Origin of the sequence: Sphingobium phenoxybenzoativorans (genome assembly GCF_001757355.1) — a bacterium.
Lineage (GTDB): Bacteria > Pseudomonadota > Alphaproteobacteria > Sphingomonadales > Sphingomonadaceae > Sphingobium > Sphingobium phenoxybenzoativorans.
Window position 1 is genome coordinate 14,443 of sequence record NZ_MINO01000024.1, and the last position, 15,558, is coordinate 30,000.

The window sequence follows — 15,558 nt, forward strand, 5'->3', positions numbered from 1 at the left end:
AGAAGGAAATTTATGAGCGCCAAGAAAGCGGCCGCCCTGGATCTGCCCCCCATAAGCCCGGTCAGTCTGACCGAATTGTGGAACACCACACTCGCCTGGTTCTCCGTCCACGCCGTGCAGATCATGATCGCCGTGGGCGCGGGCGTCCTCATTTACCTTCTGCTCGCGGCGTTCCGCGAATTTGGAAAACGGCTTACCCGCAAATCGGAATTCCTGAGCTTCGGCGCGCTGCTGGGACGAGCAATCAGCAAGACGACGCATTTCTTCATGGTCATGGTGTCGGCACGGCTGGTCGCGGGCTACGCCAGCCCACCGGAACTGGTGCTCAAGACCGTCCAGTTTCTTTTCACTGTCGCCGCCGTGTTCCAGGGCGCGATCTGGGCGCGGGAAATCATCATCGGCTTCATCGAGCGGCGCACGGGCGAGGACGCGGACAACGACACGCTGGCCAATGCGATGGGGATCATCCGCATTCTGGTGACGGTCGCGCTATTCGCCATTGCGACCGTGGTCGTGCTCGACAATCTGGGCGTCAACGTCTCCGGCCTCGTCGCCGGTCTCGGCATAGGCGGCATCGCCATCGGCCTTGCCGCGCAGGGCATCTTCTCCGACCTGTTCGCCGCGCTCTCCATCATCTTCGACAAGCCGTTCCGCCGGGGGGAGATCATCACCTATGACACCACCACGGCCAGGGTGGAGAAGATCGGCCTGAAAAGCACGCGCCTGCGCGCCATGACCGGCGAGAAAAAGGTCATTTCCAACGCCAACCTGCTGCAGAAGGAAATCACCAGCCTGCAGAAGCTGACGCGGCGGCGGGTGAAGTTCGTGCTGGGCGTTATCTACCAGACGCCGCAGGAAACGGCGGAAGCGATCCCCGCCATGCTGAAAGACGTCGTAGAGGCGCAGGGCATGACCTTCGTTCAGGCTGGACTTGTCACTTTCGGGGCAAGCTCACTGGATTATGAACTGGATTTCGACGTGCCCGATCCCGACAAGAACGACTTCTTCATGACCCGGCACAAGGTCGGCCTCGCCATTCTGAAGCGGTTCAACGAGGAAGGCATTGAGTTCGCCTATCCCACCCAGATGAGCTTCACCGCCGCGCCGGACGGGCGCGCAATCATGCCCTATCCTGAGAGGGAGGCGAAAGCGCGGAGCAGCAAGAGCGCAGGATAGAAAGCCAGGCTACCTGCCCCGCGCCGACAGGGTTTCAGCGACGCAACCCCATCACCTGTCTTTATCGCATGGCTTTGGACTGATCACCGTATAGCGCTCTGCGCGCGCCATGCATTCATTGCTGAACGTCTTGCGCCGCCACCCTTTTGTCGCGCAGACTGGCGCATATTCGCGCGTGCAGATCGGCTTTTCCGGGCGGGGAGGCCGGGGCGGACGCGGGCGATCCGGTCCGGGCATGGTTTCCATGCACCCGGTCAATATCAAGATGGCGGCGAGGCTGGACACCGGCAGGATTGAACGCTTCATGGCACTCCCCTTTTTTATCCGCCCCCACAGCGTCAGGGATGCTGATCCTTAACCATGATAATTGCAAGTCAGGACGGGATGTCGGCGACGCCCGGCCAACCGCCGCTGAACAGCCGCTCTATTCCCCGAGCGTGACGACAGGCGCAAATCCGCCATAGATCATGCGCTTTCCGTCGAACGGCACCGGGTTCTTCTCCGGATTGAAGCGGTCATCCGTTTTCACCAGATCGTCCAGCCGCGCCATGCCCGCATCGCGAGTTGCCTTGTCGGGCCATTCTATCCAGGAAAAGACCACCGTTTCCTCTGCCGTGGCCTGCACGGCGCGGCGAAAATCGGTCAGCTTGCCATCCGGCACATCATCGCCCCAACATTCGAGAATGCGGGTTGCCCCAAGCTCCATGAACACGGAATCCCCCAGCCGGGAATGCGTGATGAACTGATCCTTGTTGGCGGTCGGCACCGCAAGAACGAACCCGTCAATATAGGACATGCGCATTCTCCTTCCGTCGGTCAGAACCGCCGCACGAAGCCACGCCCGGATAGGTGACGTCCTGCGAACCGGTGATCACGCCACGGACGGCTACGCCTGGACCAGCGGGTGCACCTGAACATCCGGCAGTTTCTTGCGGCGGAAAATGCGCGAGAAGAAGCCCGGCTTGCCCCACAACTGAATGCCGCGCGTTTCGGCGGCGCGTTGCAGGTCGCGCGCCAGCGAACGCAATTGGCGGTCGTTCAGCGCAACCAGAACCCGCTGATATTCGTGGGTTTCGAACTGCTCCTCGCTCTCCCCGACCTGAATGGTGAGGACGCAGCCATAGTTGGTCATTGTCCGCTGCCAGCCGGCGAGCGCTCCGGCGATCAATTCTGGTTCGGCCATATGCGGCTCCATTGCGGGTGAACCCGTCGATCACACAGGCGAAGGACCGCTATCCCCGATCGGCTGGCGCCCCGCTGCCCGTTCGCCCTTTTGTTACGCGGATTCAACGCCGTCAACCTCTCCCCACAGAGTTCCCGGCTCCAGCAAGCCATCATGCATCATGAGCGCGCCGTCCCGATCCTTCGCCAGCAGCAGCGCGCCGTCCAGATCGATCCAGTCCGCGCCCTGCGCCACCAGCGCCGCCGGAGCGATGCCAAGCGATGTGCCGAGCATGCAGCCGACCATCACCTTCAGACCCCGCGCCCGCGCGGCGGCCCGCAGGCGCAACGCCTCGGTCAGTCCGCCCGCCTTGTCGAGCTTGATATTCACGGCGGAAAAGCCGGTCAGCCGGTCCAGATCATCGCTGGTGTGGCAGCTTTCATCCGCGCAGAAGGGTACGGGGGAACGCACCCCCTCCAGCATATCTTCCCGCCCATGAGGCACCGGCTGTTCAACAAGTTCGACGCCCAGCCGTCCAAGCGCTTCCGCTTCCGCGCCAATGTCCATATTGGCCCAGCTCTCATTCGCATCGACGATCAGCCGGACCGAGGGCGCGCCCGCGCGCACGGCCCTTATTCGCTCCTGGTCTCCCTCGCCTGTCAGCTTGCATTTGAGCAGGCCGAAACCCCGTGCTGAAGCGGCGCGGGCATCGGCCTGCATCTGCGCGGGGTCGTTCAGGCTGATGGTGAAGGCCGTGGGCAGCGGGCCGGGCCGGTCAAGTCCGGCGAGTTGCCATACCGGCCGGCCCGCCATTTTGGCTTCCAGATCCCACAAGGCGCAATCCAGCGCATTGCGGGCGGCGCCCCTGTCCATCTTTCCCAGCAAAGCCCGCCGGTCCAGCGGGCCATCATAGGAACGGATGGCCAGCGCGCAGTCCTCGGCGGTCTCCCCCTCATAATAGATTGCCGTCGCTTCCCCTCTGCCGACATGCGCGCCGTCGCCGACTTCGCAGACGATCACATCGACATGCGTCTTGGCCCCACGGCTGATGATGAAGGAGCCGGCCACCGGCCAGCGTTCGACGGTTGCGGAGAGCAGTTTGACCACGCGCACCCCAATAGAGACTCAGTGCGTTTTCGCAAATAGCAGATGGACTTTCCCCTGCAGTATCATCGGGGTAGAAACGGGACGCCCTCCCCCAAGGCTAAGGATTTTCATGTGACATCGCGCGAACTTACGGGCCTCCTCTCCCTCGACGACTCCGTGCCGGGGCGGCCCCTTGGCCAGCAGGCGAGCGATTTCGCCTGGCGCATGGCCTTTGGCGCGATCGGCTGGCCCTGGTTGCTGCGCAGCCTGTGGGGCGGCCGCAAGGCCGACAAACGCGCGTTGATGGACAGGCTGGGCCTTGCGCATGACGCCCTGCCCCATCTGGGGAGCTGGAAAGCGGATACCGGATTCCTGCGGCATATCGTCACCCAGATCGAACGGCTCCGGCCCCGCATCGTGGTCGAGCTGGGCGCGGGCGCATCCACGCTGGTCACGGCAAAGGCGTTGTCGTTGAACGGCGGAGGACGGCTGCTCAGTTTTGACCAGCATGAGGGCTTTGTCGATGCGACCCGCCACTGGCTGGCCGAGAATGGCCTGACGGTCGATATCCGTCATGCGCCGCTGGAGGCTGAGGTCGAAGGCTGGCCGGGACGCTGGTATGATATAGATGCGCTGCCCGACCAGATCGACATGATCATCATCGACGGGCCGCCCTGGTCCGTGCATCCGCTGGTTCGCGGCGCCGCCGACAGCCTGTTTTCGCGGCTGGTGCCGGGCGGCGTCATCCTGCTGGACGATGCGGCACGTCCGGGGGAGCGGCTTGTCGCGCGCCGGTGGCGAAAGCAGTGGACGGATATCGACTTCGCCCTGGAAACCGACGGGACCAAGGGGACGCTGGTCGGACGCAGGCATATAAGCGGCCTTGCCCCGCTGGCAGCGAACGACAATGGCCGGACATGGCGGCATGCCGCTCGCGCCGCCGGCATTGCAGCGCTCATCGCCACCGGATGGATAGCGCGCGGCGCCATGGGAGAATTTCCCGCAGCCGCGCAAGCGAACAGCTTCGTGGACGAAGCCGCGGCGTCCCACCGCAACGGCCTGCTGCGCCAGGCAATGCGGTCGCAGGTCGAAAGCCCGAAGCTGGACAGGGCGGAAATTGCGCGGTCGACCGGCATTCAACTGCCCGTCATGCCGTCAGGATGGGCAGTGCGCGATGTGCAGCTCTATCCGACATCCGATGGTCCCGCCGTCGCCGTGTCGTTGACCGCTCCGGGAGGAGAACCCGTGTCGCTCTTTGCCGACAAGGCCGAAACGCCGGCCGAGGCAAAGCCCCTGCTTGCCACGCGATCGGGTGAGAGCATTGCCTATTGGGAAGTCGGCGATGTCGCATTCGCGGTCACCGGCGCGGTGGCTCCGGCGCGCGCGCTGGAACTGGCGGCGCAAATCGCCAGCTAGAGCTTGTCTTGATTAGCCGGAGACATACTCTTGCGCAGGCAGGAGCCAGTCCCGCTGTCCGAACCAGGCTCCTGCCTGCGCAGGAGCGCGCTGCGCCTTATGGCTAGTCAGGATAGAACTAAGCGCTGCATCTATCCCGCGAAATACTTATTTGTCGTGCGTCTTGATCCACGCCTCGACGATGGGGGCGATCTTCGTCCGCCACTTGCTGCCGTTGAAGATGCCATAATGGCCAACATTGGGGGCCATATGATATTTTTTCAGCTTGGCGGGCAGGTTGGTAGAGATGGTCAGCGCGGCCTTGGTCTGACCCAGCCCAGAAATATCATCCCGTTCGCCCTCAATCGCCAATAGAGCAATGTCCTTGATCGCGGTGGGATCGATCAGCGTGTCGCGATGCATCAGCTCGCCCTTGGGCAGACTATGCTTCTGGAACACCTCACTCACGGTCTGCAGATAGAATTCGGCCGTCATGTCGCAGACGGACCGATATTCGTCGTAAAATTCCTTGGTGGCGTCGGCGCTTTCATCATCGCCTTCGACCAGATGCTTGAACATCTCCCAATGGCTCATCATGTGGTTGCCAAGGTTCATCGTCATGAACCCGGCAAGCTGCATGAAGCCCGGATAGACCCGGCGGCCATTGGCCGGATATTGGAACGGCACCGTCGCCACGACATTCTGCTCGAACCAGCTCAGCGGCCGCTCCGTCGCCAGCGTATTGACCACGGTCGGCGCTTCCCGCGTGTCGATCGGCCCGCCCATCATGGTCAGCGTGCGCGGACGGCAGGGATGGTTTTCCGCGGCCATCAGCGCAGCGACGGCATAGGACGGCACAGAAGGCTGGCAAACGGCAAGCATATGCGCGCCCTCGCCAATATGGATCAGCCAGTCCTTCAGATAGTCGACATAATCGTCCAGATCGAAGCTGCCCTCGGACAGCGGCACATTCCGCGCGTCCCGCCAATCCGTGATCCATACATCATGGCCAGGCAGCATTCGTTCCACCGTTCCGCGCAACAGCGTCGCGAAATGCCCGGACATGGGCGCAGTGATCAGCAGCTTCGGCGCGCCGGGAGCAACGCCCTCGCGGACAAAATGCTTGAGCTGGCCGAAGGTTTTCCGCGCCTCTATCCGTTCGGAAACCTCGACGGTCTTTCCATCGATGATGGTGTGATCCAGGCCGAATTCCGGTTTGCCGCGCGGCGCCGCGGCATGCGCGAACACATTGAGCGCCGACGCCATGACGGGGCCGCCGCCAAAATAGGCCAGCGGATTGGCCGGATTGTTGAGCAGCTCCACGCCCGCATTCGCCCAAGCGCTGGCGCCTGCCAACAAACTGCGCTGAACCTCATAGGCATTGTAAAGCATCGCGAATCCCGTTTCTGTTGCACCGCCGGAGCGGGCGGTGCGGAGCCTTAATCCAATATATACCGCAACGCAAAAATTCCTACGCTTGGACCTTGGTTCCATTGTACCTGATTGAGACGGCAGGGTACCCCTGCTAAGCGGCCCCATCATGACAGACTCCCGAACCGCGCCAACGGCGGAAAATCCGAACGACCGCCGCCTCGGCAGCCTCAAGATGATCTGGGCGACGGCCCTGCATTATCCGTGGCGGATCGTCGCAGCGGCCATCGCACTGCTTGTCGCCGCTGCGGCGACGCTGGCGATTCCCAGTGGTTTCAGGCTGGTCATAGACCGGGGCTTCGTCGGCGGCAGGCCGGAGGATATCAGCCGCTGGTTCGAATATCTTCTGATGATCGTGGCGATCATGGCGGTCGCGACCGCATCCCGATTCTATTTCGTCTCCTGGCTGGGCGAACGGGTTGTCGCCGATATCCGCAATGCGGTGCAGCGCAACCTGCTGCGTCAGGCGCCCCGTTACTTCGAGGAAAACCGACCGTCGGAGATCGCATCGCGCATGACCGCGGACACGGCGATTATCGAACAGGTGGTGGGGTCGACGGTTTCGGTGGCGCTGCGCAACACGGTGATGGGCTTTGGCGGCATCATCTACCTGTTCACCATAGCGCCGAAACTAACCGGGCTGCTCTTGCTGGGCCTGCCGATCATCCTTCTGCCGCTCGTCACTATCGGGCGGCGCGTGCGGTCTCTTTCTCGGTCCAGCCAGGACCGGCTTGCCGACATCGGGAGCATCACGGCGGAGGTGCTCGGCGCGATGAAGATCGTGCAGGCTTTCGGACAGGAAGCGCGGGAGCAGCAGCGTTTCGCCTCCGCCGTCGAGCAGGGTTTTGCGACGGCCAAGCGCCGGATCATCCTGCGCGCGTGCATGACCGGCGTCGTGATATCCCTGGTGTTCGGTTCCATCGTGCTGGTGATGTGGCAAGGCGCTCTGGATGTCGCCGCCGGACGCCTGTCGGGCGGAAGCATCGCGGCCTTCGTCCTGACCGGCGGCCTGGTCGCCGGCGCGTTCGGCGCGCTGACCGAAACCTGGGGCGACCTTCTGCGCGGCGCGGGAGCCGCCAGCCGCCTGAACGAACTTATGGTCGCCAAACCCGACCTCGCCGCCCCGCCGAATCCGCAGCAGATACCAGGCGGCGCGGGCGCGCGGTTGAGCTTCGAGGATGTCACTTTCCGCTATCCCACACGGCCAGACACCGCCGCGCTGGAACATTTCAACCTGACCATAGAAGCCGGCGAGACCGTCGCGGTGGTGGGACCTTCCGGCGCGGGGAAATCCACGCTCATCCAGTTGGCGCAGCGTTTCTATGATCCCGATGCCGGGGCGGTGCGGTTGAACGGCGTTTCGCTCAAGGATGCCGACCCGGCCGACGTGCGGAGCGCAATGGCGATGGTGCCGCAGGAGAGCGTGATATTTGCCGCCTCCGCGCGCGACAATCTGCGGTATGGAAACTGGAACGCGACCGATGAGCAGATTTGGGCGGCGGCGCGCGCGGCGAATGCCGAGACGTTCCTGCGCGCCCTGCCCGAAGGTCTGGACAGCTATATGGGCGAAGGCGGGACGCGCCTGTCCGGCGGACAGAAGCAGAGGGTGGCGATTGCCCGTGCGCTTCTGCGCGATGCGCCTATCCTGTTGCTGGACGAGGCGACGTCCGCGCTGGACGCGGAGTCAGAGCGGCTGGTGCAGGATGCGCTGGAGGTGTTGATGAAGGGCCGGACGACCATCGTCATCGCCCATCGCCTGGCCACGGTGCGCGCGGCGGACAGGATCATCGTCATGGACAATGGGCGGATCGCGGAACAGGGCACGCATTCGACGCTCTATGCCAAGGGCGGACTATATGCCCGGTTGGCGCGGCTGCAGTTTCAGGACGCTCCTGCGGGCTGACAGGCCGCCGGGTACGGGATGTCCGGGACTATCGGGCCGCGACCCTGCGGGGGGAGGCGCCGACTTTCAGAATATGGTCAAGGATGGCCGGGTGCAGCGGGCTTTCGAAAGCGCAGCCAGCCTCATGCCCCTTTGCCCAGGTAACCTGCGCCTTCCGGCCCTCGAACCCCGGCAGCATGATCCATAATTCCATGCCCGGCACCAGCTTGATGAAGCTCTGCAACCGGAAGCCGCCAACGGAAAGATCTGCGATGCGGCTGGTGAACCACGTCTCGCCGGGCCGGCGAAGCCGGACACCTATCAGGACATTATGCCGGTCGGTCGACCGTCCCTCGGAGACATTGTAAGACACTGTGCGCTACCCGTGGTCTTGTGGACCCTATATTCGCCTTTCCTGATAAAAGGCATGTGTAACAAACGGGTTAACCGTGAACCAAGCAATCGCGCATTCGCCTTAAACTGGATTAAAAAAGGGCCGCAGAAGCGGCCCTTTTTCTCTATTCATCGATATCCGGTTACGATCAGAAGCTGCCGTACTGTTCGTTGCCGACAAAGCCCATCTTCGTGACGCCTGCCCGCTTGATCTCCGCCAGAACCTCATCGACCACGACATAGCGGGTCTGCGCGTCAGGCTGAAACTGCAGTTCCGGCTCCACCGGAAGCTTCAGCGATTCATTGAGATACTGACGCAGGGTCAGCAGATCGATCGGCGTACCGTTCCAGGCGATCGTGCCAGCCGGATCGATCGACACCTTGTTCTTCACAGGGTCGATGATCTCATTGGTCGGCGGGGAACTCTGCGGCAGGTCGATCTTCACCGCATGGGTCTGGATCGGGATGGTGATGATGAACATGATGAGCAGAACGAGCATGACGTCGATGAGCGGCGTCGTGTTCATTTCCATCATCGGCTCGCCATCATCAGAGCCAGCACTCATTGCCATTGTCGAAAACTCCTAGACTTTTTATGCGCGACCTGACTTGCGATCAGAAGCTGCCATATTGTTCGTTGCCGACGAAGCCCATCTTGGTGACCCCAGCCCGCTTGATCTCCGCCAGAACCTCGTCGACCACAACATAGCGGGTCTGCGCGTCCGGCTGAAACTGCAGCTCCGGCTCCACCGGCAGCTTCAGTGATTCATTGAGATACTGACGCAGGGTCAGCAGATCGATCGGCGTACCGTTCCAGGCGATCGTGCCGGCCGGATCGATCGACACCTTGTTCTTCACAGGATCGATCGGCGTATCAGTCGGCGGGGAACTCTGAGGCAGATCGATCTTCACCGCGTGGGTCTGGATCGGGATGGTGATGATGAACATGATGAGCAGAACGAGCATGACGTCGATGAGCGGCGTCGTGTTCATTTCCATCATCGGCTCACCATCATCTGAGCCTGCACTCATTGCCATCCGCTAATATCCTCTCGCTTCAACCGATCAGAGACGCTGAACGTTCTGGCCCGGCTCCGGCTCGGAAATGAACCCGACCTTCGGGAAACCAGCGCGCTGCATGGTGTAGATCGTGCCGCCAATGCACCGGTAGGGCACATTGATGTCGCCGCGGATATGCACTTCGGGCAGATCCTCCGGCGTCAGGTTTTCCACACCGCCAGCCTTCTTGACGTCGGCTTCCAGCTTGGCGACCGCCCGGTTGAGCAGATCTTCGGAATTGACCTTCGTCATGTTCCAGTAAACCGCGCAACTGCCATCGTCAGCCGAGGTGACGGAGAGCGAGACATTCTCCGGCTTGGTCGTGGTCGGTTCGAAAGCGACCTTGGGAAGCTTAAGGTCGACCGTCTGTACCACGACCGGAACCGCGATAAGGAAGATAATGAGCAACACCAGCATGACGTCCACCAGAGGCGTCGTGTTGATGTCGGACATCGGCTTTTCATCGCCGCCGTCGGATCCAACGCTCATTGCCATTGATCAGTATCCTAACATATCAATCTTTTGGTGACCTGGGCGAGACGGGTTTCCCCTCCATCGCCCCCGGCAGCCTGGACGGCGCGCGAGCGCCATCCAGAAGACTTGGAGGTCAGGCCTTGGTCGCTGCGGCGGTCGCGGGCTTCGCAACCGGAGCCGGAGCAGCCGAACCAACCGGCTTCACGGCGCCGCCGGAAACCAGGTAGCCGAGCAGGTCGGTCGAGAAGGCCGACAGGCCCTCGGCGATCGACTTGTTGCGGCGCTGCAGGAAGTTGTAGGCCAGAACGGCGGGAACGGCCACGGCCAGACCCAGCGCGGTCATGATCAGAGCTTCACCGACCGGGCCGGCAACCGCGTCAATCGATGCCTGACCGGCAGCGCCGATCTTGATCAGCGCGCGGTAGATGCCGATAACCGTACCGAACAGACCGATGAACGGCGAGGTCGCGCCAACCGTCGCGAGGAAGGCGAGACCGCCGCCCAGCTTCGAGTTGATTGCGGCTTCCGAACGGGCGAGCGAGCCGTGCAGCCAGTCATGGGCTTCAACGGGGTCGGTCAGCTTGCTGTGCTGTTCCTGAGCGGCGATGCCGTCATCGACGAGCTGCTTGTAGGCCGAGTTCTTCTCCAGCTTGGCCGAGCCTTCCTTCAGGCTGGCGGCGCGCCAGAAAGTCGCACGAACCTTCTTCGACTGGTTGATCACCTTCTGCTGCTCGATGAGCTTGGTGAACAGGATGTAGAAGGTACCCACGGACATGCCGCAGAGAATGATGAAAACGGTCCAGGCGATAACACCGCCCTGTTCGAGCGCTTCCATAAGGCCGTACGGGTTAGCCGCCTTCGGGGCGGCGGCTGCTGCGATTTCGATCAACATGTTCAACACTTCCCTCTCAAATAGAAATCAAGATTGAGAAACGGGCCGGCGAAGGCCGCCGGCCGCTTCCCGTAAAGAAAGATCACTGCGGCAGGCGCCACACGATGCGCCGCGACTGGCTCGAACGAATGGGGCTGCCATTCTGGTCGACTGCCGGCGTGTAACGGCCACGACGGGTCATCGCCTTACATGCCGCCTCATCAAGATCGGCATTGCCGCTGGACGAGGTAACGCGGCAGTTTTCGACACGCCCCTGTTCGTTGATCTCCCAGGTGATGGCGCTCGTGCCTTCCGCTTCGGCGCGAAGGGCCGACGCGGGATAATCGTCCGAGGACACCCAGCTTGCGGGATTGCCCTTGGCGCCAGCAGCCTTGCTGACCACGGGTGCCGGCGGAGGCGGCGGAGCCGCAACCGGGACCGGGTTGAACACCGGCGGAGGCGTACGAACCGTCTGGATCGGGGGGGCGACGACCGGCGTCTGCACGATCGGCGGAGGAGCGACCACGGGGGGTGGCTCAACCTGCTTTTCGGGCGGCGGGGGCGGCGGCTCCTCGTCGGGGGGCGGCGGTTCTTCCTTCACGTCGATGACGTTCAACTGTTCTGCCGCTTTTTTGACATATTTCATGCCAAGTCCGGTAACGAACGCATATCCCAATACCGCATGGATAATGGCGACGATGACGATCGAAATCGTGCGACTCGAAGATTGTGAGTGGTCAGCGTAAGCCATTCAGCAACGACACTCCTTAACTCGACTTCTCAATAAATTGGCGACCGACCGGCCATAAAAGGCCAACAGGTGACCGGGTCTCCCCGTTCATCTTTTGGCCCTAGTCCGCTTGTTTGCTATCTCATCAACTCCTATCGCGGGCAATCGCGTGACGCAAACGCTTTATCGATTATGATGAATACGTTCACTATACGACCGGGAAAACACTTGCCTGTGGCATTGCCGCCACGCCCAATGAGCAGGACGAACCTTATGCAAATACCCGCCATGCCCAAACTGCGCATTCTGTTAGCCGGATGCCTCATTTTAGCCTCAAACCATGGATTCCAGTCCGTTTCTGCTCAATCATCCGCAACAGTTTCTCCCTCCGCGACCGCCCTTTCCTATGCCGATTATGCCGATCTGGCGGTGGCCGCACCCGTGGTAGCGAAAGCACAAATCACACAGGCGACAGCGCTCAGCGCGAAGCAGGCGACGGGGGTCCCGGCGGGCTTCAAGCGCTTCTATATAGAAGCCAAAGTGGTTGGACTGATTCGCGGCGAGAACGGAATATCGCCGACCGTCTCCTACCTTTACGACGCCCCCCTTGACCGGAAGGGCAAGGCGCCGAAATTGAAGAAGCGGCAAGTGCTGATCTTCGCCCAGCGTGGCGCCAGGCCGGGCCAGTTGCAGCTCGTTGCGCGCGATGCGCAGATCGACTGGACGCCGACGGCGGACTCCACCGCAAAGGCGCTGGTTTCCGAACTGCTGGGTCAGGATGCGCCGCCGCATATTGTGGGCGTGGGCGACGCATTCCATGTTGCGGGCACGATCGCAGGGGAAGGCGAGACCCAGATTTTCCTGAAAACCGAAAATGGGCAGCCAGTGTCGCTGTCAATCATCAGCCGCCCCGGCGAGCAGGCGCAATGGGCCGTCGCCCTGGGCGAGGTGGTGGACGAGGCCGCGGCGACGCCGCAGCGCGGCACGCTGCTGTGGTATCGCCTGGCCTGCAGCCTTCCTCAAACGCTTCCTATCGCCTCCACACGCACATTGGGCGTCACCGACGCGGAGGCCGCAAAGCGGGATTATGCGATTGTCCGCGCAGGATTGGGACAGTGCGGCAGGACCCGCACGGCCAGATAAGCGGATTGGGGAACGACAGCCCTTGGAAAGGGCGGAACGTCCGTCTATCAGCGCCTCCTACCCTCTGGCCTATATTCTCTGGCCGGCATTCTGGGGTCAGTGATTCAGGGATCGGACAAGACGCATGACAGATCAACGGCCGCTGCGCCTGGCCATAGTCGGACTCGGCACGGTTGGCGGCGGCGTCATCCGGCTGCTGGAAACCAACAGCGCCCTCATCGCGCGCCGCGCAGGCCGTCCGATCGAGGTCGTGGCCATTTCGGCGCGGGACCGCAGCAAGGACCGGGGCGTCGACCTGTCATCCTATGAATGGGTCGACGACATGACGACCCTGGCGGCGCGGGAAGATATCGACGTCGTCATCGAACTGATCGGCGGATCGGACGGCCCTGCCCTGACCCTGGCGCGGCAATGCCTGGCGGCCGGGAAACCTTTCGTCACGGCGAACAAGGCGATGATCGCCCATCACGGGCTTTCTCTTGCGACAATCGCAGAGAAGGCCGGAGTCGCCCTGAAATATGAAGCGGCGGTGGCGGGCGGTATCCCGGTCATCAAGGGCCTGCGCGAAGGCGCGGCGGCCAATGAGATCAGCCGCGTCTATGGCATCCTCAACGGCACCTGCAATTACATCCTGACCACGATGGAAAAGGACGGGCGCGGGTTCGACGAGGTGCTGAAGGAAGCGCAGGAGCTTGGCTATGCCGAGGCGGATCCAAGCTTCGACATTGACGGCGTGGATGCCGCGCACAAGCTGTCCATCCTGGCCAGCCTGGCGTTCGGCACGGAACTGGACTTTGCGGGCGTGAACATCACCGGCATCCGGCACGTCATCGCCGCGGATATTGCGGAAGCGGCGGCGCTGGGGTTCCGCATCCGGCTGGTCGGCATGGCGGAAAATGGCGCGGCTGGCCTGTTCCAGCGCGTGCACCCGATGCTGGTGCCGATGGATCATCCGCTGGCGCATGTGGACGGGTCGCTCAACGCCGTGGTGGCGGACGGCAATTTTGTCGGCCGGCTGTTCTTCCAAGGGCGCGGCGCGGGCGATGGCCCCACGGCGTCGGCGGTGGTCGCAGACCTGATCGACGTGGCGCGCGACGAATATGGCGATCCCTTCGCCATGCCGGTCGCGTCGCTGCTGGCGCAGCATAAGGCCGATGCGGGCAAGCGCACCGGGCGAGCCTATCTGCGGTTTGAAGTGCAGGACCGGCCGGGCGTGCTTGCCGAGATCGCAGCGGCGACCCGCGATGCGGGCGTCTCCATCGAAAGCATGATCCAGCGCGGCGCCAACCGGAAGGACGGCGTGCTGATGGCCATCGTCACCCATGAGGGCCAGGAATATCGCATCGCCGACACGCTGGCCCGTCTGGCCGGGTCGGACAGCCTGCTCGACGCGCCGATGGTCATGCATATCCTCGATTGACGCCGGCCTAGCTGGCGAGAGTCAATTCAGCCCGAAGCTGCGGGCGATCGTATGACGGACCGGTTCGCCCAGCCGCCATATCTGACGCCCCTTTCCAGGGCATCTCTGGCCGCCGATAAGGCCGCATTGACGGCTGGGCGACATATTATAGGCATCCATCTTCCGGTCCTCGCCCGGCGGCAGAGAGCGGGACAGCCGGATATCGTCCCCCTCGCTGCGCATGTTCACGCATGTTCCGCTCAAGGCGCAGGGCCGTCCGTCGGCGGCGCGCGCGCCATGGCCTTGCGCACCGGCGGTCGCGGAAGCCGTAACGGCAATGGCGAGCATGAATGCGATCATCGGACCCTTCCTTCCGATGCTAACGCCCTTGTCGCGAAACTGTTTCCTCACGCCCCAGAACGGAACAAAAGGACGCGCGCCCATGCTCGACAAGACTGGCGGGACGGCCTATCCGGGCGGCGACGTCAAGAATTTAGGGGATTCTCCATATGGTGCAGGCAAGTTCGGTCCTCGATCGCGTTCTGGTGCTGGAAATGGTGCGGGTTACCGAAGCCGCCGCCATCGCAGCGTCCAAGCTGATCGGCCGGGGCGACGAAAAGGCTGCCGATGCCGCCGCCGTCGAAGCGATGCGAATCGCGTTTAACGACCTCTATATGGACGGCACCGTCGTCATCGGCGAAGGCGAGCGCGACGAAGCCCCCATGCTCTATATCGGCGAGAAGGTTGGCAGCGCCATCGGCAGCGGCCCCCGCATCGACATCGCGCTCGATCCGCTGGAGGGCACCACGATCACCGCCAAGGCAGGACCGAACGCGCTGGCCGTGCTGGCGATCTCCGAGGAAGGCGGCCTGCTGAATGCGCCAGACGTCTATATGGAGAAGCTGGCGGTTGGCCCCGGCTATCCCGAAGGCATTATCGACCTCAACAAGTCGGTGAAGGAGAATGTCGAGGCGGTCGCCAAGCATAAGGGCGTGACGCCCGGCGAGATCATCGTCTGCGTGCTTGACCGTCCGCGCCACGAAAAGCTGATCGCCGAGCTGCGCGCCATTGGCTGCGGGATCATGCTGATCCCGGACGGCGACGTCGCTGGCGTGATCGCCACCACCGACCCGGAAACCACCATCGACATGTATATGGGTTCGGGCGGCGCGCCGGAGGGCGTTCTGGCCTGCGCAGCGCTGCGCTGCGTCGGCGGCCAGTTCAAGGGCCGCCTGCTGTTCCGCAATGAGGATGAGAAGCAGCGCGCCTATAAATGGGGCATCAAGGATCTGGACAAGGTCTATGACCTTAAGGAACTGGCGATCGGCGACTGCATCTTCGCGGCGACTGGCGTCAC

General features: G+C 62.7%; 18 protein-coding genes (1 of these 18 only partly in view). 6 read left to right on the forward strand and 12 right to left on the reverse strand.

The features are described 5' to 3' along the window. The first annotated feature begins 12 nt into the window (after positions 1-12). A complete protein-coding gene (locus BHQ40_RS12850) occupies positions 13-1,176 on the forward strand; it encodes a mechanosensitive ion channel family protein (protein ID WP_070156272.1) in 1,164 nt (387 codons plus the stop codon). 51 nt (positions 1,177-1,227) lie between these two features. Here the strand turns inward: BHQ40_RS12850 and BHQ40_RS12855 are convergent, their stop codons facing one another. From BHQ40_RS12855 to dgcA, 4 genes are all read right to left on the reverse strand, one after another. After that, a complete protein-coding gene (locus BHQ40_RS12855) occupies positions 1,228-1,482 on the reverse strand; it encodes a Kazal-type serine protease inhibitor family protein (protein ID WP_070156273.1) in 255 nt (84 codons plus the stop codon). 118 nt (positions 1,483-1,600) lie between these two features. Further along, positions 1,601-1,972 carry a DUF1428 domain-containing protein gene (locus BHQ40_RS12860; protein ID WP_070156274.1) on the reverse strand — a complete coding sequence of 124 codons (372 nt, stop codon included), beginning with the start codon at positions 1,970-1,972 and terminating at the stop codon, positions 1,601-1,603. Between the two features lie 90 nt (positions 1,973-2,062). After that, on the reverse strand, positions 2,063-2,359 hold the full coding sequence (locus BHQ40_RS12865) for a hypothetical protein (protein ID WP_070156275.1): 297 nt from the start codon (positions 2,357-2,359) through the stop codon (positions 2,063-2,065). Positions 2,360-2,452: 93 nt separating this feature from the next. Next, on the reverse strand, positions 2,453-3,445 hold the full coding sequence (gene dgcA / locus BHQ40_RS12870) for an N-acetyl-D-Glu racemase DgcA (protein WP_070156306.1): 993 nt from the start codon (positions 3,443-3,445) through the stop codon (positions 2,453-2,455). A 111-nt stretch (positions 3,446-3,556) separates the two neighbouring features. On the opposite strand from dgcA, the gene BHQ40_RS12875 reads away from it, so the two are divergent. Further along, positions 3,557-4,840 carry a class I SAM-dependent methyltransferase gene (locus tag BHQ40_RS12875; RefSeq protein ID WP_070156276.1) on the forward strand — a complete coding sequence of 428 codons (1,284 nt, stop codon included), beginning with the start codon at positions 3,557-3,559 and terminating at the stop codon, positions 4,838-4,840. Positions 4,841-4,987: 147 nt separating this feature from the next. Here the strand turns inward: BHQ40_RS12875 and BHQ40_RS12880 are convergent, their stop codons facing one another. Continuing rightward, a complete protein-coding gene (locus BHQ40_RS12880) occupies positions 4,988-6,211 on the reverse strand; it encodes a polyhydroxyalkanoate depolymerase (RefSeq protein ID WP_070156277.1) in 1,224 nt (407 codons plus the stop codon). A gap of 148 nt (positions 6,212-6,359) precedes the next feature. Between BHQ40_RS12880 and BHQ40_RS12885 the strand changes: the two genes are divergently transcribed. Continuing rightward, positions 6,360-8,153, forward strand: coding sequence for an ABC transporter transmembrane domain-containing protein (locus tag BHQ40_RS12885; RefSeq protein ID WP_070156278.1), 1,794 nt, complete (start codon positions 6,360-6,362; stop codon positions 8,151-8,153). A gap of 28 nt (positions 8,154-8,181) precedes the next feature. Here BHQ40_RS12885 and BHQ40_RS12890 read toward each other — a convergent pair whose 3' ends face one another. The 6 genes from BHQ40_RS12890 to BHQ40_RS12915 form a co-directional block, all read right to left on the reverse strand. Beyond that, complete coding sequence (locus BHQ40_RS12890) at positions 8,182-8,505, reverse strand: PilZ domain-containing protein (protein WP_070156279.1); 324 nt, start codon at positions 8,503-8,505, stop codon at positions 8,182-8,184. Between the two features lie 169 nt (positions 8,506-8,674). Then, positions 8,675-9,097, reverse strand: a complete 423-nt coding sequence (locus tag BHQ40_RS12895; protein WP_070156280.1) for an ExbD/TolR family protein — start codon at positions 9,095-9,097, stop codon at positions 8,675-8,677. A 43-nt stretch (positions 9,098-9,140) separates the two neighbouring features. Further along, positions 9,141-9,563 (reverse strand): ExbD/TolR family protein, encoded by a 423-nt coding sequence (locus BHQ40_RS12900; protein WP_070156281.1) that lies wholly within the window; start codon positions 9,561-9,563, stop codon positions 9,141-9,143. 27 nt (positions 9,564-9,590) lie between these two features. Beyond that, on the reverse strand, positions 9,591-10,079 hold the full coding sequence (locus BHQ40_RS12905) for an ExbD/TolR family protein (RefSeq protein ID WP_070156282.1): 489 nt from the start codon (positions 10,077-10,079) through the stop codon (positions 9,591-9,593). A gap of 112 nt (positions 10,080-10,191) precedes the next feature. Next, positions 10,192-10,950, reverse strand: coding sequence for a MotA/TolQ/ExbB proton channel family protein (locus tag BHQ40_RS12910; protein ID WP_070156283.1), 759 nt, complete (start codon positions 10,948-10,950; stop codon positions 10,192-10,194). An 82-nt stretch (positions 10,951-11,032) separates the two neighbouring features. Continuing rightward, entirely contained in the window at positions 11,033-11,680 is a 648-nt protein-coding gene (locus tag BHQ40_RS12915; protein ID WP_070156284.1) for an energy transducer TonB, read from the reverse strand. A 252-nt stretch (positions 11,681-11,932) separates the two neighbouring features. On the opposite strand from BHQ40_RS12915, the gene BHQ40_RS12920 reads away from it, so the two are divergent. Both BHQ40_RS12920 and BHQ40_RS12925 read left to right on the forward strand, forming a co-directional pair. Further along, positions 11,933-12,802: a hypothetical protein gene (locus BHQ40_RS12920; protein ID WP_070156307.1), complete on the forward strand. Its 870-nt coding sequence runs from the start codon at positions 11,933-11,935 to the stop codon at positions 12,800-12,802. Positions 12,803-12,926: 124 nt separating this feature from the next. Next, positions 12,927-14,222 (forward strand): homoserine dehydrogenase, encoded by a 1,296-nt coding sequence (locus BHQ40_RS12925; RefSeq protein WP_070156285.1) that lies wholly within the window; start codon positions 12,927-12,929, stop codon positions 14,220-14,222. A gap of 21 nt (positions 14,223-14,243) precedes the next feature. Here the strand turns inward: BHQ40_RS12925 and BHQ40_RS12930 are convergent, their stop codons facing one another. Continuing rightward, positions 14,244-14,561: a hypothetical protein gene (locus BHQ40_RS12930; RefSeq protein WP_139139298.1), complete on the reverse strand. Its 318-nt coding sequence runs from the start codon at positions 14,559-14,561 to the stop codon at positions 14,244-14,246. A 149-nt stretch (positions 14,562-14,710) separates the two neighbouring features. On the opposite strand from BHQ40_RS12930, the gene glpX reads away from it, so the two are divergent. Beyond that, a protein-coding gene (gene glpX / locus BHQ40_RS12935) for a class II fructose-bisphosphatase (protein WP_070156287.1) crosses the window boundary here: on the forward strand, positions 14,711-15,558 show its 5' portion. 127 nt of this gene lie beyond the right edge of the window; the window shows 848 of its 975 coding nt (coding positions 1-848); its start codon is at positions 14,711-14,713; the stop codon falls past the right edge of the window.

What these genes read in the sequence shown, in the direction of transcription:
- BHQ40_RS12930 (WP_139139298.1), bottom strand. Translation starts at nt 14,561, where the DNA reads ATGATCGCATTCATGCTCGCCATTGCCGTTACGGCTTCCGCGACCGCC.
- BHQ40_RS12915 (WP_070156284.1), bottom strand. Translation starts at nt 11,680, where the DNA reads ATGGCTTACGCTGACCACTCACAATCTTCGAGTCGCACGATTTCGATC.
- BHQ40_RS12855 (WP_070156273.1), bottom strand. Translation starts at nt 1,482, where the DNA reads ATGAAGCGTTCAATCCTGCCGGTGTCCAGCCTCGCCGCCATCTTGATA.
- BHQ40_RS12920 (WP_070156307.1), top strand. Translation starts at nt 11,933, where the DNA reads ATGCAAATACCCGCCATGCCCAAACTGCGCATTCTGTTAGCCGGATGC.
- BHQ40_RS12880 (WP_070156277.1), bottom strand. Translation starts at nt 6,211, where the DNA reads ATGCTTTACAATGCCTATGAGGTTCAGCGCAGTTTGTTGGCAGGCGCC.
- BHQ40_RS12860 (WP_070156274.1), bottom strand. Translation starts at nt 1,972, where the DNA reads ATGTCCTATATTGACGGGTTCGTTCTTGCGGTGCCGACCGCCAACAAG.
- BHQ40_RS12885 (WP_070156278.1), top strand. Translation starts at nt 6,360, where the DNA reads ATGACAGACTCCCGAACCGCGCCAACGGCGGAAAATCCGAACGACCGC.
- BHQ40_RS12910 (WP_070156283.1), bottom strand. Translation starts at nt 10,950, where the DNA reads ATGTTGATCGAAATCGCAGCAGCCGCCGCCCCGAAGGCGGCTAACCCG.
- BHQ40_RS12900 (WP_070156281.1), bottom strand. Translation starts at nt 9,563, where the DNA reads ATGGCAATGAGTGCAGGCTCAGATGATGGTGAGCCGATGATGGAAATG.
- BHQ40_RS12895 (WP_070156280.1), bottom strand. Translation starts at nt 9,097, where the DNA reads ATGGCAATGAGTGCTGGCTCTGATGATGGCGAGCCGATGATGGAAATG.
- BHQ40_RS12925 (WP_070156285.1), top strand. Translation starts at nt 12,927, where the DNA reads ATGACAGATCAACGGCCGCTGCGCCTGGCCATAGTCGGACTCGGCACG.
- BHQ40_RS12865 (WP_070156275.1), bottom strand. Translation starts at nt 2,359, where the DNA reads ATGGCCGAACCAGAATTGATCGCCGGAGCGCTCGCCGGCTGGCAGCGG.
- BHQ40_RS12850 (WP_070156272.1), top strand. Translation starts at nt 13, where the DNA reads ATGAGCGCCAAGAAAGCGGCCGCCCTGGATCTGCCCCCCATAAGCCCG.
- BHQ40_RS12905 (WP_070156282.1), bottom strand. Translation starts at nt 10,079, where the DNA reads ATGGCAATGAGCGTTGGATCCGACGGCGGCGATGAAAAGCCGATGTCC.